Annotated in this window: 21 protein-coding genes; all 21 read right to left on the bottom strand. The window is 40.1% G+C overall.

Going from position 1 to position 20,305, the window contains the following annotated elements; all coding sequences use genetic code 11:
- Positions 1 to 134 precede the first annotated feature (134 nt).
- Positions 135 to 908 (bottom strand): LamB/YcsF family protein, encoded by a 774-nt coding sequence (locus SCSH_RS08825; protein ID WP_057491536.1) that lies wholly within the window; start codon positions 906 to 908, stop codon positions 135 to 137.
- 23 nt (positions 909 to 931) lie between these two features.
- Positions 932 to 2,101, bottom strand: a complete 1,170-nt coding sequence (locus SCSH_RS08820; RefSeq protein WP_057491534.1) for a biotin carboxylase N-terminal domain-containing protein — start codon at positions 2,099 to 2,101, stop codon at positions 932 to 934.
- 36 nt (positions 2,102 to 2,137) lie between these two features.
- Entirely contained in the window at positions 2,138 to 3,148 is a 1,011-nt protein-coding gene (locus tag SCSH_RS08815) for a 5-oxoprolinase subunit C family protein (protein WP_057491532.1), read from the bottom strand.
- Positions 3,138 to 3,878 carry a 5-oxoprolinase subunit PxpB gene (pxpB, locus tag SCSH_RS08810; protein ID WP_057491530.1) on the bottom strand — a complete coding sequence of 247 codons (741 nt, stop codon included), beginning with the start codon at positions 3,876 to 3,878 and terminating at the stop codon, positions 3,138 to 3,140. Before pxpB ends, SCSH_RS08815 begins: the two co-directional genes overlap by 11 nt.
- Positions 3,879 to 3,899: 21 nt before the next feature.
- Positions 3,900 to 5,102, bottom strand: coding sequence for an NRAMP family divalent metal transporter (locus SCSH_RS08805; RefSeq protein ID WP_057491528.1), 1,203 nt, complete (start codon positions 5,100 to 5,102; stop codon positions 3,900 to 3,902).
- Positions 5,103 to 5,473: 371 nt separating this feature from the next.
- Complete coding sequence (locus SCSH_RS08800; protein WP_057491526.1) at positions 5,474 to 6,457, bottom strand: Gfo/Idh/MocA family protein; 984 nt, start codon at positions 6,455 to 6,457, stop codon at positions 5,474 to 5,476.
- A 125-nt stretch (positions 6,458 to 6,582) separates the two neighbouring features.
- Complete coding sequence (locus tag SCSH_RS08795; RefSeq protein WP_057491524.1) at positions 6,583 to 7,815, bottom strand: zinc-binding dehydrogenase; 1,233 nt, start codon at positions 7,813 to 7,815, stop codon at positions 6,583 to 6,585.
- A gap of 20 nt (positions 7,816 to 7,835) precedes the next feature.
- Entirely contained in the window at positions 7,836 to 8,678 is an 843-nt protein-coding gene (locus SCSH_RS08790) for a PTS system mannose/fructose/sorbose family transporter subunit IID (RefSeq protein WP_057491522.1), read from the bottom strand.
- A 19-nt stretch (positions 8,679 to 8,697) separates the two neighbouring features.
- Positions 8,698 to 9,498: a PTS mannose/fructose/sorbose transporter subunit IIC gene (locus SCSH_RS08785; protein WP_057491520.1), complete on the bottom strand. Its 801-nt coding sequence runs from the start codon at positions 9,496 to 9,498 to the stop codon at positions 8,698 to 8,700.
- A gap of 24 nt (positions 9,499 to 9,522) precedes the next feature.
- Entirely contained in the window at positions 9,523 to 10,014 is a 492-nt protein-coding gene (locus SCSH_RS08780) for a PTS sugar transporter subunit IIB (RefSeq protein ID WP_057491518.1), read from the bottom strand.
- A complete protein-coding gene (locus SCSH_RS08775) occupies positions 10,014 to 10,430 on the bottom strand; it encodes a PTS sugar transporter subunit IIA (RefSeq protein WP_057491516.1) in 417 nt (138 codons plus the stop codon). Before SCSH_RS08775 ends, SCSH_RS08780 begins: the two co-directional genes overlap by 1 nt.
- Positions 10,431 to 10,445: 15 nt before the next feature.
- Positions 10,446 to 11,246: an SDR family oxidoreductase gene (locus SCSH_RS08770; protein WP_057491514.1), complete on the bottom strand. Its 801-nt coding sequence runs from the start codon at positions 11,244 to 11,246 to the stop codon at positions 10,446 to 10,448.
- A 160-nt stretch (positions 11,247 to 11,406) separates the two neighbouring features.
- The gene (locus SCSH_RS08765) at positions 11,407 to 12,354 is read right to left on the bottom strand and encodes a sugar-binding transcriptional regulator (protein WP_057491512.1); all 948 of its coding nucleotides are present in this window, start codon (positions 12,352 to 12,354) and stop codon (positions 11,407 to 11,409) included.
- Positions 12,355 to 12,485: 131 nt separating this feature from the next.
- On the bottom strand, positions 12,486 to 13,967 hold the full coding sequence (gene xylB / locus SCSH_RS08760; protein ID WP_057491511.1) for a xylulokinase: 1,482 nt from the start codon (positions 13,965 to 13,967) through the stop codon (positions 12,486 to 12,488).
- 9 nt (positions 13,968 to 13,976) lie between these two features.
- Positions 13,977 to 14,936 (bottom strand): aldose epimerase family protein, encoded by a 960-nt coding sequence (locus SCSH_RS08755; protein WP_057491510.1) that lies wholly within the window; start codon positions 14,934 to 14,936, stop codon positions 13,977 to 13,979.
- 93 nt (positions 14,937 to 15,029) lie between these two features.
- Positions 15,030 to 15,548, bottom strand: a complete 519-nt coding sequence (locus SCSH_RS08750; RefSeq protein ID WP_057491509.1) for a D-lyxose/D-mannose family sugar isomerase — start codon at positions 15,546 to 15,548, stop codon at positions 15,030 to 15,032.
- A 17-nt stretch (positions 15,549 to 15,565) separates the two neighbouring features.
- Complete coding sequence (locus SCSH_RS08745; RefSeq protein WP_057491594.1) at positions 15,566 to 16,669, bottom strand: PTS fructose transporter subunit IIC; 1,104 nt, start codon at positions 16,667 to 16,669, stop codon at positions 15,566 to 15,568.
- A 6-nt stretch (positions 16,670 to 16,675) separates the two neighbouring features.
- The gene (locus SCSH_RS08740) at positions 16,676 to 16,990 is read right to left on the bottom strand and encodes a PTS fructose transporter subunit IIB (RefSeq protein ID WP_057491508.1); all 315 of its coding nucleotides are present in this window, start codon (positions 16,988 to 16,990) and stop codon (positions 16,676 to 16,678) included.
- Positions 16,991 to 17,236: 246 nt separating this feature from the next.
- The gene (locus SCSH_RS08735; protein WP_057491507.1) at positions 17,237 to 18,112 is read right to left on the bottom strand and encodes a ketose-bisphosphate aldolase; all 876 of its coding nucleotides are present in this window, start codon (positions 18,110 to 18,112) and stop codon (positions 17,237 to 17,239) included.
- Between the two features lie 29 nt (positions 18,113 to 18,141).
- Positions 18,142 to 18,606 (bottom strand): PTS sugar transporter subunit IIA, encoded by a 465-nt coding sequence (locus tag SCSH_RS08730; RefSeq protein WP_057491506.1) that lies wholly within the window; start codon positions 18,604 to 18,606, stop codon positions 18,142 to 18,144.
- The gene (locus SCSH_RS08725; RefSeq protein ID WP_057491505.1) at positions 18,607 to 20,079 is read right to left on the bottom strand and encodes a BglG family transcription antiterminator; all 1,473 of its coding nucleotides are present in this window, start codon (positions 20,077 to 20,079) and stop codon (positions 18,607 to 18,609) included.
- Positions 20,080 to 20,305: the final 226 nt, after the last annotated feature.

Raw genomic sequence — 20,305 nt, 5'->3', positions numbered from 1 at the left:
ACCCAGAGCTTCTGCTACTAACTTAAGAAGCTCCGTTCTTCTTTTATTTAGCAAAACGCATGCCAAAGAAAACACTAAAACCGTTTCATTACAAGACTGAGTTTTTTATGGACTATTGGGGAGCTTGTGAGAACTCAATCGACAACATTTGCTAAAGGACTGATGGCAATGCCTTCTTGCTGGAAGGCTTGTCTGATTTCTTTGACAAATTGAAGCGCTTTGGGACCATCACCGTGGACACAAACGGAATCAGCTTCAATCGGTATGGTCTTGCCATCAATACTAACAACTGTCTTATCCTTAATCATTTGAATCAAGCGTTCAATAGCCAAGTGTTCATCGGTAATCATGGCGCCTTCTTTGTTTCGGCTAACCAAGGAGCCATCATTTTCGTAGGCACGATCAGCAAAGACCTCCTTTGCCACTCGTAAACCACTGGCCTTGGCAGCCAGCGCTAATTCACTGGCTCCGGGACACAAAAGAATTAACCTGTCATCGTAACTGGCAACCGCCTGAGCAATGGCTCTGGCCAGCTTGCTGTCTTTGCAGGCCATATTATAAAGAGCACCGTGGGGCTTCACATGCTGCAGCTGCATATTGCTGGCCTTAGCAAAAGCATCTAAGGCTCCTATCTGATAGGTCGTATCGGCTGCAGCCTCTTTGGTGCTTATCTGAAGGTTGCGGCGGCCAAAGCCCATCAGGTCAGAGAAACCTGGGTGAGCTCCCATAGCAATTTTATTTTCCTGAACCAACTGGGTTGTTCTTAGCATAACCAAAGGATCTCCTGCATGAAAACCGCAGGCAATATTAGCTGAGCTAATCAAAGGAATAATTTCACTATCTTGTCCCATGTGATAGGCACCAAAGCTCTCACCTAAGTCACTGTTCAAATCAACTTTATATGTCATACTGATCTCCTTGGCTTAAGAATTCATAATGATTCTATCAAATTTTTATCAATCTTACCTTCCCTAAATTTAGGGTCTTCCATTATACTATACTGAAAATCTAAATTGCTTTCAACACCAAGCACTACCATTTCATCTAAGGCTGCCTGCATTTTTTGAATGGCCGTCAATCTATCAGCTGCCTGAACAATAATTTGAGCAATTTCTGGATTATAATTTTCAGGAATTTGATAACCGGCATAAAGAGCGGTATCCACTCTGATACCATTGCCCGCAGGCAGATGCAGATGCTTAACCAAGCTAGACTCTGCCTTAGAATCTTTGCAGGAAAACTGCGCTCTAATACGGCAGGCAAGAGCATGTCCCTTGGCAGCAATATCTTCCTGTTTAAAAGATAGGGGCTGCCCGTCGGCAATTCTAATCTGCTCAACAATCAGGTCTGTCCCCGCTGCCATTTCTGTCAAAGCATGACCAGATGAGATGCTGGCAGTGATTCCTCTAAAATAGAATCGATTTGATTTGTCCGTCGCAAAGCTAACCGTTCCGGCATTGGTATAGCGAGCAGCTTTGGCAATCTCAACAGCAGCCTGTCCTAAACTTTTTCGACTTTTCCTATCAAGAGCAGGTGAGGGTGTCTCCTCCACTATTATCTGTCCATTTTCCTGACTCAAACAGTCCCTTTCTCCCAAAGCAACAATATTGCCAAAATGATCAGCAACAATTGGGACTTCAATCGTTCGAGAAGAGTCCACGAACTTTTTTGCAGGTTTATTAGGATTAATAGGAGCTGAATTTTCAGATAAGAGAGCAGGATTGACCTTTGCCACTATCTGCTCCATTTGAGAATTATCGTGCAGCTGTTCAAGAAGCTCGGGACTCGGTCCAATAAAAATAAGACCGTGTTGTTGACAAAGCTTGGCAAACTCGGCATCTTCTGCCAGAAAATCATAGCCCGGATGAATAGCATCGGCTCCCGTATATAAAGCAGCCGAAATCATATGTTCTCGGTTCACATAACTGTTTTCAAGCGAACCTTGACCGATGCAAAGACTTTGGTCTGCCAGCTGTACATGAAGGCTCCTAGCATCCTCTTTGGAATAAACAGCAACTGACTGGATTCCCAGGCAGCGGCAGGCTCGAATAATACTGACCGCTATCGTGCCGCGGTTGGCTACAAGTATTTTTTCAATCATCACATTTCCTACTTAAATATCACACAATTGCAACGTTCAACCTTGCTCAAAAAGGGCGGCCAGACGTTTAGCGGTAGGACGTCTCGTCAGTACTTCCGGGCAGGGCTGGTGAATCTGGCTGCGCATTTGTTCCAATTCAGCGGCCTCCTTTTGCAGCAAGTCTTGGGCTTCTTCAACCGAAATAGCCTCAAAGTTAATGCTGTGATTCATCTTTCTTTGAACCAATTTGGGAATATCCACAGAAATAACCGCTGCTATTTTAGTATAGCCGCCCGTTGTCTGCCGATCGGCCAATAAGACAATGGGTTTGCCGTGAGCTGGCACCTGGATGGCACCAAAAACAGTCGCATCCGAAATAATATCTGCCTTGTCCTTGTGAGCAATAGAGGGACCATCTAAACGGCAGCCCATGCGATCAAAATCTTTGGTAACCGTATAGGTTCCCCTTAGAAAAGTCTGCAGGCCTTCTTCCGTAAAATGCTGTGCCTGAGGCCCTAAAACAACCCTTAAAACAGCCGCATCCTGATCAAAATCATCAGCCGACAGTTTTCTGGATAAAAAGTGAGGCAGGTACAGACGGTTGCTGCGAAAGGGAATATAGTCATCTGCTTGCAGCTGCCGGCCTTTAAAGCCTCCTAAACCAACTTTAACATTGGTTGAGCGGCTCCCCATGACTTCTGGAATTTTCAAGCCGCCAGAAAAACTGATGTAACCCCGCGAACCCGTCTTAGCACCGCCAAAGGCTAGAACATCTCCTTCGTGTATATAAAGAGCAGTATACATGGCTGCCGGCTCTCCGTTGATTGTCGGCTGAAAATCACCGCCGGTGATAGCAATAATCGTATCCTGAGTGAATGCTAAGGTTGGCCCCACCAGAGAAAATTCAAGAACAGCTTCATTTTCAGGATTGTCCAGCAGAAGATTGGCTATCCGAAACGATCTGACATCCATAACACCCGAAACACTGAATCCTTGACTTTGATAACCATTGCGGCCGCTGTCCTGAACAGTTGTCATAAAGCCTGGTTTGATGATCCTAATGCCCATCCCTGACCTCCTCTCCGGTCAATACAGTGGCCTCATAACTGCCTGCCAAAACCGCTTGATAAATGTTATCATAATCGGATTCGTCAATAACCTTAAAACGAATATAATCACCAGCTCCAAAGATAAAGGGCTGCTGTCTTTGAGGGTCATAGGTCTTAAGAGGTGTTCTGCCAATTAAACGCCAGCCGCCAGGAGAAGCCATAGGGTAAATACCTGTTTGGCTGCCGCCAATGCCAACACTGCCAGCTGCAATAGTCAGCCTTGGATTTTCCAAACGAGGCGTATGAATGGTCTCATCGAGACCACCTAGATAAGGAAAACCTGGCAGAAATCCCAGCATATAAATGAGATAGTCACGGCTAGTATGCCTGGCAATGACTTCCATTTCTGTCAGACCAGCATTCTGAGCGACAAAGGACAAATCCGGACCGTATGCTCCACCATAGCAGACAGGAATTTCAATGATTCGCTGTTGAACTTGGCTTTCCTTGACCTCCTGTTGCAATAAAGTATCTAATTGATTTATTAAACTATCGTAAGAGAGGAGACGCGGATCATAACTGATTAGCAGGGAAGCAAATGCAGGAACCATGTCAAGAATCCCTTCAATAGACTGTTCTTTCAGCCATTGAAGGATAGCCTTGATTTTTTGATTTGTCTCCTGCTTGATTTCCTGCTCGAATTCAATCAGCAGGGCTGAATCACCAGCTGTTCTAATCCTGTATTCCATACAAGCCTCCTTTCATTCTCATTATGAGAACAATTGTCCCAAATTTCCTAAGGACACTATTCCTAAATAAGCCGTAATCCCAACAACAATGACACCCAGCCAGAACAGCCATTTAGGATGCTTATAAACTGACCCCATAATGCTGGTTTTTTGGCTGGCAATGAGACAAATACCTAAAGTCAAAGGCAAAATCAAACCATTTAAGGCTCCTGCAACAACCAATAAATTAGCCGGCTGTCCTAAAAAGGCCATGATGAAGGTCGAAATAATGATAAAAACAATGGTAACCGCTTTTTCGTATTTAGCAACTGTCTTGCTTAAGGTCTTTAGAAAAGAAACCGAGGTATAAGCTGCACCAACGATTGAAGTTAAGGCTGCTGACAAAAGCACCAAGCCAAAGAAACGGTAACCAAGTTCACCAGCCCCTTGCTTGAAAGCATCTGCTGCTGGATTATTGGGATCTAAGGCAGCACCTTTGGCAACAACACCTAAAATAGCCAGAAATAAGAAAATGCGAACAATTGTTGCAATCGAAATTCCCGTGATGGAACTTTTCTTCACATGATCTAAATTTTCCTGTCCTGTAAAACCAGCATCAATCAAACGGTGAGCTCCTGCAAAGGTAATGTAGCCTCCAACCGTGCCACCTAAAAGCGTTAAAATAGCATTGAATAGATTTGAAAAGCCTGCTGATGGCATAAAGGTCTCTTTTAAAGCGCTTCCATAAGGAGGATTAACAATGAGAATAACAAGAAAGATGACGAGAATCATCAGGCCGCCCAATATCTTGGTGAAAGTATCCATAGCTGTCATGGCATTTTTAAAGAGAAAAATTAAAATGGCCAGACCGCCAGCTAAGAAATAACCGACTTCTGTAGGAAGACCCAACAAGGTATTAAAACCAAGCGCTCCTCCGCCGACATTTCCAATATTAAAAACAAGACCGCCTAAAACGATCAGAAAAGCCAGAACATAGCCTAATCCCGGCAGCACTTTATTAGCAATATCCTGTCCTCTCAAACCGCTGACCGTCAATACACGCCAGATATTGGTCTGAACAATCAAGGCTAAAGCAATCGAGGCAAGAATAACAAAGCCAAAGCTAGCTGAGAAGTCACTGGTAAATTTTGCCGTTTGTGTTAAAAAACCAGGCCCGACAGCAGATGTTGCCATAATAAAGGCAGCTCCCAAGAGAGCACCCTTGTTTCTTTTTTTGTTGTTCATATCTATCCTCCCTTTATCAGAATACTTACATTATAGCCCACAAAAGATAACTTGCCAAGGAAAATATACAAATTGATGTTAGATTTTGTAACATCTTCTCTCGCTATTTGAAAAATCCTATCTTTAAAAATTTCAAGCCTCATCATTTTACAGCGGCTTAACAAAAAGCTCTGCATGTTGTATGCAGAAACTCTTTTGTTCAAATACAGTCTTGGCTTGAACCTGACATAGACGGCTTTTTGTCTGGCTTAATTTTTGATCATTTCAGTCCTAAAAACTGCAGTTGTTGGAGAATTTTTATAGTACAATTGACCGGACACAATAACTGACAACAGCTATAGACTCAAGATAAGTACAATCTTGAGTTGTTTTTATTCTTCTTCAGGATAGGTCATTCCCCATTCTCTGCGCAGCTGGGTCATGATAGCCATGACATCCTGCGTGTAATCCAGATGCATGGTATTTTCGATACCTGCGACAGCCTTTTCCATATCAGCGACTTCGTAAGCGAGAGCCTGCAAGGTGTCTCCTGCTTCGATCACTTCCTGATGACCATCCTCTGTATAGGTAATAACCGCCTTTTGACCGCGAGGGTATTCATAAAGCTCGATATAGCCTTTGTCATAAGCAACAGTCCCGCGTTTGGGCTGCTTGGCATGAAGGCTGAGGGCAATGGTCGCCATCTGGCCTTCATCATTGGTCAGAAGAATTCCGACCTGCTCATCCACACCAGTTGGTGCTAGCTTAACCTGCGAAGCAATCTGCTTGGGTGCAGAAGTCATAAACCAGCGGACAAAGGACAGCGCATAAACACCAATATCCAGCAGAGCGCCGCCTGCCAAATCACGGCTGAAAAAGCGGTTAGTCATATCGTAATCTTTATAACTGCCAAAGTTCATCTGAATGAACTTCAGTTCCCCCAACTTGCCGGAATTTACAATCTCTGAGAGTTTACGGTAAATGGGCATGTGAAAAATCGTCATGGCCTCCGCTAATACAGCATGATTTTCCTCTGCCAGCTGAATAGCCTCTGTTAGTTCCTCAGAATTAAGGGTAATAGATTTTTCGCAGAGCACATGCTTACCCTTTGTCAAAGCCTTGCGCAGAAAATTAATGTGGGTATTGTGCGGAGTAGAAATATAGATAATATCGACATCTGGATCTTCAAAGACATCGTCAATTTTTTCATAGACCTTATCAATCCCGTATTTTTGTGCAAAAGCGACACCTTTATCGTAGGTGCGGTTGGCAACAGAATAGAGCTTTCTCCCTTGACTTTCCAAAGCCTGAGCCAATTCATTGGCAATAACACCTGTTCCTAAAGTTGCCCAGTTGTAATGTTTTGGTTGTGTCATATTAACCTCCTTTAGCTTATAATGGCTGCACTGAATGCAGACAATCCTCCTATAGTATCAGCATTTTAGTTCATAACCAATACTATAAGAGGATTATACCAGTTACTGCAAAACTTGCAATCTTTTTAGATTTCAGGATAATAATCTAAAATATAATTTTCTGCTTCCTTGCTCCAAATGCCATCTGTCTTGGCTAAAATAGCCGATAATTTTTCGTCTTTTTCCTGAGCCAAGGCTAAGGCAAGACGATCAAAGTTTTTATGCGTATAAACAAGTTTCTTGCCTCCGCCGATTTCTGGCTGTGACAGAGTCGTTTCTGCTAAATCGTTTAATCCCAGTACATGCGTTACGATATTTGCAACAGAGACTTTCTTTTCTTCAATTAATTGAACAGCCTTGCGCATATCTTCTACATTCCCGCCGGATGTGCCCACATAATGCGTAAAGGAATAATGGATATCATAGAAATTAATTGGAGCAGAAAAATCTTTTTTCTGCGGTCCAGCAAAGAAATTCAAACAACCGTCTGGATTTAACAGTTTTGAAGCTTCGGTAATTAATTGTTCTGAAGGAACCAAGACAAAGACATCATCAAAACCTTCTCCGCCAATTGTTTCTTTTAAAACTTGAGCCTGATTTTCCATTTCTTTTGTATTTATAAAAATCAGTTTTGTCTTATCAGTGCTTTGATAAAGTTTCTCGGCACGATCAAGCTTATCTTGGTTTATATCCGTTACAATTAAAGTCTTGGGAACACGCGGTCCATGCAAAGCATAGTCAATAGCAAGCAGACCCATAGGTCCTGTCCCACCTAAAATAATCATATTTCCCTTTTCTTTAATGCCCATGTGATGATTATAACTGCCTTCAACCAAATGATAATTAGCTTCAAAGGCACCAATAACACAGGACAGCGGCTCAACTAAGGAACCTTCAAAATAAGTGTCTCCTTCATATATAATTAAGCAGCCTTGTTCCATGACATCTTTGTCAAGGATAATATAAGTCGCATCACCTCCTGTATAAGGATAGGAATAACCCGGGCAGTCCGGCCTGTCCGGCAATTGCAAATTTGCTTGGATTACATAGCGTTGGCCTTTTTTAAACTTGTCCTGCCACTTTTTACCAACTTCAATCAATTCGCCGCAAAACTCATGACCAATAATAATGGGATTAGTAGCCAAATCTCCTGGAGTTTTTTTATGATCTTCCCCTTGATTTGCCAGCTTCCAAGACGACATGCAAATGCTGTCTGTAACGACTGAAGCTAAAATTTCATCATCCTTGATTGGTGGGAGCTCAAATTCCTCCAAGCGTAAATCTTTTTTTCCATATAGCCGTACCGCTTTTGTTTTCATGTTTTCCCCCTTTTATACTTTTAAGACAAGATGCCTGCAGCATAGCCTAAAATACCGACTGCAAATAAGGCAAAAATCAATACAATAGGACTGATCTTTTTTCTTAGGAAATACATCATAATGAAGGTCAATGCTAAAGGCAGCAGGCCAGGAACAAGTTGATCCAAAATATTTTGAACAGTTGTCACAACGTCTTTGCCATTTTTACTGGCTGCTTTGTAAGCAACGAGTGAAACATTTATACTTGTCCATTTTGTTACCAAAACACCCATGATGAACAAACCTAAAATAGTCGCACCTTCTGTTAATTTCGGCAGAATATTCCCTGACAAATTTTTAACAATACCCAAGCCTTGCTTGTAGCCGTAGGTCAAACCATACCATTTAATAGCCAGCCGCACTATATTAAAGGCAAGGAAAAAGGTCAATGGTCCTAATATCTGTCCTGTCAATGCCATAGAAGCACCAATAGCTGCTGTTACGGGACGCAACGTTCCCCAAATCAAGGGATCTCCAACTCCACATAAAGGTCCCATCAGACCAATTTTCAGACTGCTGATTGTACCATCGTCTAAATCTGAACCATTGGCCCGCGCCTCTTCCATTGCCATTGTCACACCAATAACAGGCCCACATACGGCAGGAGTGACATTGAAAAAGGTCAAATGTCTTTTTAAAGCTGCTGACTGCTCTTCTTTTGTTTTATACAGCCTTTTAATGCTGGGAATCATATCTACACAAAAAGCCAAAGCGTGTATCCGTTCATAATTAAAAGAAGCTTGTTGGAAATTTGAATAGATGAATGTTTTAAACATGTCCTTCTTGTTTATTTTTTTGTCTGCTGTCAGTTTGTCATTAGCCATGTCTCTTTCCTCCTTCTTACTAATCTTCTAATTCATCATCAGCTAAAACAGTATTGTCTGTCGCCTGTGAAGGAGCTGCTTTAGCAAAATTAGGATTCAATTGAACATAAATGATGGCAATAATTAATCCCAATATGCCAAATGATAATAGACTAAGATCTAAATAGCCGCCTAAAATGAATCCTGCAAAAAAGAAAGGTGCCAAGTATTTGATGTACATCATATTTAGTACCATGGCATAGCCGACAACAACAATCATGCCCCCAGCAACTGTAAGACCACCTGTAATAACTTCTGGAATAGCATCCAGCATCCTAGTGACAGCACGCGCATCAACAAAAACTGCTACCAAAGTTGCCGGAATAGCCACACGCATGGCCTGAAAAACTAAGGCAAAGAAATGCAGAAATATAATTTTACCGAAATTAGCTTTTTCAGCTTCCTTATCAGCAATGTGCTGTATGGCAACCGTAACTGTTCTGACCAAAACCGTTAGAACTTGACCGGCAACTGCCACTGGCAGCGCAATCGCAATTCCTTTTTGAATATCTTGGTGCCCTACAATCACTAAAATCGTTGAAATAACACTGGCCAGGGCTGAGTCCGGTGACTGAGCTGCTCCGATATTCATCCAGCCTAGAGCAATTAACTCAAGAGTCCCGCCTAAAATAACCCCTGTAGTGATATCTCCTAAAATAAGACCTGTAACTGTACAGGCAATCAGCGGCCTGTGTGTCTGAAACTCGTCCAAAACACTTCCCATGCCTGTCACACTTGACCAAATAAAGATTAAAATAATTTGTAAAATTGACAGTTCCATTTCATGACCTCTTTTCTTTACAGCTTAACCAACTTCCAGCTCATTGAGCAAGGCCTTAAAATCCTTAGGAGAATCCGTAGCGACCACTCTGCAGTCAAGCTTTACACCCAGCCTAATCAGCTCACGGAAAGCTTCAACATCTTCCCTAGAGACTGAAATCGCCTTGGTCACTTGTATACGCCCTTCCTTAAACTGCATTCCGCCAATATTAATCGTTTGAATTGGTACACCTCCTTTTACTAGGTCTAAAACCTCCTGAGGCTTAGTAAAAAGATAAAATACCGTTTCCTTATCATACTTAGGATTATGATAAACTTTGATTGCCTTTTCTATTGACACGATATTGACTTTTATACCGGGCGGGGCTGCTTGTTTGACCAAAGTACGCCGTATTTCATCGTTAGCCACCTCATCACTTGGAATAATAATACGTTCTGCTTTGGCTTCTTTAGCCCAGACAGTGGCTACCTGCCCATGGATCAAGCGATCATCAATTCTAGCTAATTTAATGATCATCACAATTCCTCCTTTTCATCAAATTGGATATTCCTATCAAAAACTTTAACCGTTTCTTCAGCTAACAGCGGAAGAGAGCTTGAGATATCCTTAAGTTTTTTATCAGTCCCAGCTGCTATTTCTAAAACCAGCGGCAAAGACATGCCAGAAACAACCTCTGCATCAAGTTCTGGATGGTTTAATAGAACAGAACAAGCGGCATTATAGGGAGTTCCACCAAATAAATCTGCAAAAATCAAGACCGGCTCGTTAAGCGCTTTCATTTTACTGTAAATTTTCTGAGACAGACTTTCCAAGCCATCAGAGGCTTCAAAATTAATGGCATGTAAATTGGGCAGCTCTCCAAAAAAGATTTCAGTGGAATTTTTCATCTCAGCAGCTAAATAGCCATGAGCCACTAATACAATTTGAACCATTCATTCTTCCCCTTTCTAGCCGCGGGTCTTACCTCCGGCCACATTAATCGTCACGCCGGTAGTATAACTGGAGCGCTGTGAAAGAAGATAAGCCACAAGATCAGCAACTTCGCTCAATTTACCGCTGCGTCCTAATGGGGTCGTACTTGTAGAAGCATAGCCTGCACGAATCTCATCAACAGTCTTGCTTCTGGTATAGGCGAGGGCTTCCTCATAAGCAAGCGTTCTCAAACCAGTTGCCTCCATAATGCCTGGTGCTACTCCGACAACACGAACATTGTACTTGCCCAGTTCTTTAGCCCATGAGCGGGTATAGCTGTATACGGCAGCCTTGGTAGCTGCATAAGCGCTCTGACCTTCAGAGCCTTCAAGCCCTGCTTCCGAGGCCATATTGATAATGACACCTTCTTTCTTATCAACAAGCACCCGACCGACAGCTTGACTGACCAGATAGAGACCTTTTTGATTAATACTGGTAATTTTGTCAAAAACAGCATCATCAAGTTCGTACTTGCCATGAGGGTCTTTAGGATCAACCAGCAGCCGCGGTATATTGATACCCGCATTGTTGACAAGGGCATCAATAGTGCCAAACCTATCAATTGTTGCTGTCACAGCAGCCTCGACTTCCTCTCGGCAAGTGACATCTACCTTTTGAAACAAAAGATGCTCATGCTCAAGACCATTATCCACAAGATCAAAATTCGCAATATTAACACCCAATTCCAAAAGCTCATCTATAATAGCCTTGCCAATACCCGATGAACCTCCGGTAACCACAACGGTTTTCCCGGAAATGTTTAACCAATTAGCCATTTATCGCTCCTTTCACACATGTGATTATATGGTGACATTTGTTACAAACCTAGTGTACCGCTTCCTATTCTAAAAGTCAATAACATTTTTGAAATTTGCGTAACATTTGTGATAATTAGAGCATAAAAAATAAGACTACCAATAATAGTCTTATGAATAATCATAGTCGGTCTAAGATTTCTTTCGCAGTTTCGTCGCTGGTTACCAAAACATTGATGTAACGACCTCTTAATGCACCAATTATGGCTGAGACCTTTTCACTAGATTCAGCTACTCCGATACGATAGGCACATTTTCTTAGCTTTGCTAATGTGATACCGATAATGCGTTCATCCAGCTCACTTTCAATATGATCTCCTTCAATATTATAAAAGCGTGAAACAACGTCGCCAACAACATCTTCTTTTTTTATCATTTCAATAATTGCTTCACCGTAAAAATCCTGCCAGGCTTTGTTCTGATTGAGAAGAATACTGCCGATACCTGTAATAATAACATCTAAATTTCCCCAAAGATTAATGAGTTCTTTGTTGAAATCATTTTTTAGCAGTTCCTTCGCCAGCAATTTTGTTTCTGGAATAGCTGGTGAATCAATTAACAGAGCCCGGCCCTTTAATTTTTTAGCAGCTTGATAGGTAATGGTATTAACATGATAGTCACTGGTCAACTTTCCTGATGGACCGCCAATCATTGGCACACAAACAATATTAGATAAGTTTAAAGTCGGCATATGATTGACAACTGCTGACAGGGTTTCTCCCCATGAAAAGCCAATGCTCATATTATCATGGAGTAGAGTTTCTAAATACTTGCCTAAAGCCTGGGCCAATAAGATATTCTTTTGAGTCCTAGTCATATCTGCAGAAGTTGAAACAACAATTGCTTTATGCAGACCAACAGCCGATTCTAATTTTTTTTCAATATTATAATTGCCAGCAGTGTCGTAGTTTATTTTAATTTCAACAATTCCTTCTTCTCTAGATTGTTTTAACAAACGACTAATCGTTGTTCTGTGAATTCCCAGTTCCTTTGAAATTTGGCTTTGTGTTTTATTCTCTAAATAATATTTTTCTGCAATTTTGACAAGCAATTGTTTTTGATTAAGCATTCTGTTTTGGTACCTTATATATTATCTTTCTTGATAGTATTTTAGCATAAAAGCGGATTATTGCAATTTAAGGTTAACAGACCTTCAAGAAAACAGACTTGTTGCCACCATTTTCAAACAAAAACTGCCCTTCAGCTATCAATGATGCTTTTCAAAGCAGGATAGAGTTTACAGTATCTGGAATAACTTCTTTGGTAAGCAGCAACATTTTCAGGAATAGGCTGAAAACATTTTTTATAGGATACAAAAGCTTCGACAGCTTCTTCCAGTGACGAAAACCAGTCGACTCCTACAGCTGCAAGTATGGCAGCTCCCAAGGCAGGCCCTTGCTCTGTTTTTAAACTAACAACTGTGCTATTGAAAATATCAGCCTGTATCTGAAGCCAATCAGTGTTTTTAGCGGCTCCGCCGACTGAGATAATCTTTGTAAACTTCTTTTGTTTGGCCGTTTCCATAATTGTTAGTAGATCTTTAAGAGAAAAGGTAATTCCCTCAATGACAGCTCTTGTAAAGTGCTGCAAACGATGATGGACATCTATTCCAACAAAAGATCCGCGTATTGTACTGTCAGCATAGGGCATGCGTTCTCCAACAATATAAGGGGCAAATAATAGACCTTCTGAACCCGGAGGGACTGTCTTTATATCCCTTAATAAAAGTGAAAAATCCATTCCCTTAGCAAAGGTGTCACGGAACCAATTCAAAGAACTGCCTGCAGCAAGTGTGACACCCATAGAATAATTAGCATCTGCAATTACATGATTAAACAAGTGAAGCTTGCCTTCATAATCAATATCATCTCTAGACTCAAGGCTCAGAAAAACACCCGATGTCCCAACAGAACATAAACCAACATCACTTTGTAAAACACCTGCTCCTAAGGCCGCACAGGCATTGTCAGCACCACCTGCAAATACTTTAACATCCTGCTTAAAGCCAAACTTTTCTTTGATGCTCTGCTTCAAACAGCCCACACAGGCTCCTGAAGGAACTAATTGCGGAAACCTTAATTTATCCAGCTTAAACTGCTTTCTAACAGCATCAGACCAGCACCTATTGTTCACATCCAGCAGCAATGTCCCTGCTGCATCTGAATAATCCATGTTTAATTTGTCCGTCAAATAAAAACGCAGATAGTCTTTAGGTAGCTGAATATAGCAAGCTCTTTCCCAAATTTCAGGCTCATTTTCCTGAAGCCAAAGAATCTTAGGCAGGGTAAATCCTTCAAAAGCTTTGTTTTTAGTAATCTGCAACATTTCTTTTCCAAAATGAGCCATAATTTCTCGACACTGCTGGCTTGTTCTTGTATCGTTCCAAAGAATGGCAGGACGTAAAATACTTTTTTCTTCATCTAGGATAACTAGCGAATGCATTTGTCCCGAAAAGGAAATGCCTTCAAGATTTTCAGTAAAATCATCCACCTTACTTTTTAATTCTTCAAAAACAACATCGCAGGCATGCAGCCAGTCTTGAGGATCCTGTTCGGAAAATCCAGGCTTGGGTGTTAGCAAGGGATAAGTTACGGAATGCTCTGCTACTACTGTTCCTGACGGATTAACCAATACTCCCTTGAGGGAACTCGTTCCTAAATCTATTCCTAATACATATTTCATGGCTTACCTCTAAATAATTTCATAGCGAATGTTAGAAAAATAATCTTGTGTCAAAGAGTCCTCACATTCATGAATATAATTAGGTCGCCTTTGCATCTCAAAGGTAATGCCGCCGTATTTTTGAATGGGAATACCATCGTTAACCAGCACTTCTTTATCAATTTTATTGAGTGTGTAAATCACACATGATTCTTGATTGCTATAAATTTTTAATTCATTTTCACCATCATTACTGAAAAGATGAATTTGGGGACTGCCTTTTTCTGTAAAAACATAGGCCAAATCGATACCTTCAGCACAAAATGTTGATAGAGGAGTATTTTTAGCAAATGCTTCTTTGACTCTTTTGCCAGTCTTAAAATTGAAAAAGTCATTCTCCCTCGTCATATCATCATAGACATCTGTAGGAATAAATTCCTTATCTATGACTTGAATCTTAGCTGGCAGGGTTTGCAAGAAATGGTTTTCAACAGTTTCTCTTTTATCCTTATTGAGATTAAAATAGCTGTGGTTTGTTATGTTGCAAGGACTTGGGACATCTGCCCTAGCTCTATATTCTATGATAAAATTATTGTTCTCCAATCGATAAATAATTTTAAAAACCATAGGTTCATAAAGTGAGCTGCCATCAAAATAAGACAAGGTATATTCTAATTCACCGGTTTGTTCAACGGTCCAATTTTGCTTATGGAAGCCATATTTCCCGCCATGCAAGTGCAATCGGCCCTCATTGACATCCAGCTGCACGGTCTGCCCTTTAAAATTATTATAAGTGGGAGGAAAAACACGACCAGCAACTCTGCCGATTGTTCCGCCTAAAAAATAAGAATTGTCATTATAATCATCATAGTCCTGATAATGGATAACATAATTGGTATCATTGGCTTTTTTAACTAACTTAGTAATGCTGGCACCTACATCAAGAAATTGTAATAAAATAAAGTCATTTTCTAATTGATATGTTTTCATAAAAAACCTCATGCAAAAATGAAAACGGACAGGTATCTATTGACTTGTGCATCATTGCTAAAAAGGCGAGGATTAAGTCCACGCCTTCCAAAACTATCGTTGAATATTAGGATTTGTGAAAATATCAGAGGCGTCATCGCTAGGAGAAGAGAATTCTGAAACGATTGCTCCCCCATCTGCTGCCTGAAACCAATGCTTGGTATCTGGCGCAATAGTATACTGCTCCCCAGCAGATAAAACAATTTCATGACGAATGGTATAGTAAGCTTGGCTTTCTTTTGGAATACGTGCGGATATTTCAGAAGTATTTTCTTCCCCTTCTACATATAGGAAAACTTTACCCTTGCGAACCCGAAAGGTTTCTTGCTTGCCTTCAATTTCCAAATTTTTGCCACGGCGAGGATGACGATGCTCAGGACAGGTTTGTCCTGGCAAAAGAACCATTTCTTTGGCACAATAGCGATCATTATTGACATAGATGATTAAATTAAGACCTTCAGTTTCAATATTTCCTAAACCAAAGTCTGCGTATTCAATGGAGTCCAGCTCTTCTTGTGTAAAAGCTATTCCTGAATCTTTGTAGTATTTCTTAACAGTATCTTTATAAGTCATTTCCAAACACCTCAATTTTAGCTAATTTTTAAGTCACTAAAGTCAATGTCTTCTTCCTCAGCTGATTCTTCATTCAAGGCCGCATTCGGGTCAACTGGCTTCATCAAAACGATAAAGGTTAAAGCTTGAGCCAATGAACCTATCAATAAAGCCAGTACAAACAGCAACCCATGATTGCCAGTCATTGTTGGTACGGCAAACATGCCCGATGCCGGAATATGCGAATCGCATCCCCAAATCATTGACAGAGCTCCAAATATTCCGCCGCCGATACCAGTTGCCACCATATTTTTCATCCAATTTTTAAATATGATTGGAAAACAGCCTTCTGTAATCTGACAAAATCCCATCGGAACAGCTGCTTTTAAGGTTTCAATATCCTGTCTGTCAAAGACGTTTTTCCTAAATATTTTTTGCAGGAAGAAGGCAAGACCATAACCAAAAGGTGTAATCATGGAAGCCCCTATTAAAACTGTAAGTGGTGCATAGATGCCTTCTGAAAACATGGCAAAAACAACCGCGAAAACTGTTTTGTTTATTGGTCCGCCGTAATCAATACTAGACAAAATACCAATAATCAAACCATAAACGAGAAGCTGCGAACTGTTCAGACCTTGCAAATAATCCGTTAACAAACCAACCAGCCAGTTGATTGGCTTTCCTAAAACATAGTACATGACCATACCACTTAAAAACGAAGAAATAAATGGTGTCACCAAGGTTGGCATCAGACCTTCCATCCATTTTGGAACCTTAAGATTGGCATATAAAAGCAAAGTAATAATGCCAGCTATAAAACCAGAAGCAATGCCGCCGATAAAACCTGTATTGATGCCATGAGCGACAAATCCTGTAATCAATCCGGGAGCAATGCCAGGTTTGTCCGCGATAGAGTAAGCAATAGCTGTGGAAACAATCATCGGCAGAAAGCCTAATCCATAGCCGCCCATGGTTGACATCGTATCAGCAAAGCTAAAACCCTTAGAAAAATCTTCAATGGTTGCACCGCCCATAATATTACCGATCGCAAGTAAAAAACCTGATGCACAGATAATCGGTAAAAAGAAGGAAATAGCAGTCATCAAATGCTTTTTAAATCCCAAGTTTTTTAATGCACTCATCATTAATTACACTCCTTTTTTAATTTCTTCAAGCTTTGCTATCAATTTGTTAGGAGATTTAACAACCAAACTAGTGGGAACCTCAACTACTTTTTTAGCCTTGAAACGGTCGCGTCCGTTAATTTTTATATCTGCTGCAATAACAACAATATCAGCAGCATCAATTTCTTTTTGCTCTAAGGTATCCTGCCGTCCTGCCAGCCCTTGAGTCTCAATATGAATCTCATGACCTCTTTCGAGCGCTGCTTGGGTAAGTTTTTCCTTAGCAATATAAGTGTGAGCAATTCCTGCTGTGCAGGCAGCAATTCCAACAATTTTCATAATATGACCTCTCATAAATCATTTTATATAGTTATTAACCGCCCTATCAATTGGGGAAATCCTCGCATCTTCCTTGATTATAAGTTGAACCCCTTGATGTCTAATTAACTGGCTATCCTGAGTCTGAATCCAAAGAGATAGTTAACTTTTTTCAAGATGGATCTGAAACAGTCTGAGAAGGGACCATTTCAGACCACCATTTGAAAACAAGGAAGAAAATTTTTGTTACAAAACTGCCGTCCTCCATTAATTAAAATAATAGTTTGCCTTATCCACAGCACCAAACAGTTCATTCTTTTGCCGAACAACTTTTTCAGTTGCTTTCATTGGTTCTGGGAAGAGAACATTTGGTTCTCGTTTTTCCGAGTTGCCATCATTTAATTCTTCACGTAGTTTTTCAGCAAAAACAATTTTAATATCGCTTGAAATATTAACCTTGTTGATGCCATGAGTAACTGCCTGAGCAATTTCTGAATCTGGATTTCCTGAACCACCGTGCAAAACAAGGGGAACATCAACAGCCTTGACAATATCATCCAGAATATCAATCCGTAATTTTGGTTTGATATCCTTAGGATAAAGACCATGGGAGGTGCCAATACCGACAGCCAAACTATCACAGCCTGTTTTTTCAACAAAATCTTTAGCCACTTCTGGTTCTGTATAGATTCCTTCTTCAATACCGCCTTCAACAGTATTTCCAGTATTGCCGATTGTACCCAATTCTGCTTCAACCGACACACCGACAGCGTGAGCGGCTTCTACTACTTTTTTAGTAATGGCAACATTTTCTTCATAAGGCGCCAAAGATTTATCGATCATCACTGAAGTCATGCCCAGCTGGATGGCATGGATAACCTGTTCGTAACTGCCACCGTGATCTAGATGAATAGCAATAGGCAGTCTGCTGCGATGGGCTTCATCAATACACTGAGCCACAAAACTATCTGTTAAGAAACTCAATTCATCTGGGTGAATGGCAATGATAAAGGGAGTATTGGTCTCTTCGCATGCTTTAACGGTTGCATTCAACAATTGACCTGACCCGCAATTATAAGCCGGAATAGCAAAATTATGCTCTCTTGCAACTGCCAACAATTCTTTTCCTGAAACTAAAACCATTTTAAGTCCTCTTTTCTATATATATTTTTTTAGTTTACCTGTGCTAATAACTCATACAAGGCGTCAACAGATTTGACTTTTTTTAAATCTTTAACAAAATCATCATGTGCCAGTAAGGTCGCTACCTGCTGCAGCAATAAAATATGAGTTGTATTGGAATCAGAGTCTCTTACAGCAAACATGATAACTACTTTTACAGGCTCTCCATCAAGTGTTTCCCACTTGATGGGATTGTCCAAAACCGCAATAGCAACAGTCGTTGTTCTTACAGCCTCTGATTTTCCATGCGGTATAGCTATACCCTGTCCAATTCCAGTGACACCTTCTTTTTCTCTCAAATAGACATCATCAATAAAAGCTTGAGCATCATCTGTATAACCCTCTTGATAAAGGAGATTACCAAGTTCATGAATAACCTCATCTTTATCTTTTGAGCTTGACATCACAACCATCAATTCCTTATGAATTACTTTATCAAGCAAGATATCGCTCATCTATCCTACCTCTCTTCCTTCTATTAAATAATTTATTTTTTGAATGTCCTGTTCTGTCAGCAATGAACTAATCATAATAACAGGAATATTTTCAACATCGTTTATTTTGGTATTAACTGTTGATAAAATAAAATCTACATTTTGTTTTACAAAACCGACATTTTTAATAACCTGACGGACACTCATTGTAGCGATGACATCTAGGCTAGGTATCTTATTTCGAAGTCTGGCCTTCAAAAGCTCAGAAGTTCCAACACCTGTTGTGCAAATCAAAAGCACTCGCTTTTCTTTTTTGACTTCTATACTGTATTTTTCAAAATACAGGGTTAAATAGCCAATTTCCGATTCATCAATCTTAGTAGAAAAGGCAAGTTCCGTATTGATATCAGTGACAATCTTTTTGAGCTTGTTAAAGGTTTGAAAATACTTGTGCTTAACGTCTTCTAACAAGTTATTTTCAATGGTCACCCCAAGCTGCAGACGGCTGAGCATGGGCAGAATATGCTGATACAAATCACCATAAAGCTTTCGACTTTGATAAAGCAGGGTAATATCAGAAATACCAAAATAAGACGTGATTAATTTTTGAGTAATAAGATCAGCTAAGACCTTATCAATCTTTTTACTTTCCCGCCTTTCAAAATTGATAACATACAAGGTTTCAAAAAAATAATGAACCTCTGACTCGTTCAGATTTACAGATAAGTAGGACGACAGATTGTCAATAATTAATTTTGCCAGTTTTCTGAGTTCTGGATTTTTTGAAATAACCTTATTTTCAAATTGCACATCAGCATTCGTTATAGGCTGAATTTTTCCTTCTCGAACACGCTTAATCAACATATAAAGATGAGCGGTAATGGTTAGATCATAGGGATAATTTAGAACGTTATGGCTCTTTTCCTCTATCAGTTCAATCTGTTTATCAATAAATTGCCTATCTGCCGGATACAGGTCAGATTCAATTTTTGCTAAATTGGTTTGCTGAGTGATAGCTCTGATGGCTTTGCGAATGTTATTTTCTGTGCCTTCTATCCAAACATATTCCCTTTTTTGATGGTAGTTGATATTATAAGATTTCAGTGCCTTGCGTATGCGCTGAACCTTTTTATTTTTAGCACTGGCAGAAAGATAGTCATCATTTAATATCTGACGGTGATGTTTTTTAGGATAGCCAAACAGGAGGGAAAGCAAGACTTCATTGATATCTAAAACAGAACTTACTTCTGGATCATCAGCGGGCAAGGAAATATCCTTGTCTTTAAAATAAACATTTAGAATAAACCCTTTTCCTGAATTTGCCAGAATCAGCTTATGATCATATTTCTTAGAAAAGCTATCATTAATTTTCTTTATAGAGCGACGAACGGTTTTATCTGATACAAATAAATTTTTCCCTAATTCCGATGCTTTAATATAGTATTCAAAATTTAATAGATTTATAATCATATGTTCATTTGATGTAAATTCCATTTCTTCCTCCTTTCTTATGAGTCAATTATAGCACTGTTTCTGAGACCATTTTCCCCATTGCTGTCCAGAACTGTGGACAACTTGAAACTTAAGATTTTAAAAATGACAACAAGTAAAATCTCATCAAACACTCATTTTCCCTGAAAATATTTATTTTTAAGTCAAAAATAACCGACCCTCCTTATCAGCAGGAGAGCCGGTTATTACATGTTTCTATTAATTTTTA

Source organism: Streptococcus orisasini (assembly GCF_001431045.1).
Taxonomy (GTDB): Bacteria; Bacillota; Bacilli; order Lactobacillales; family Streptococcaceae; genus Streptococcus; species Streptococcus orisasini.
The sequence above is the reverse complement of the archived record's forward strand: the minus strand, read 5'-3'. Positions and strand labels throughout refer to the sequence as shown.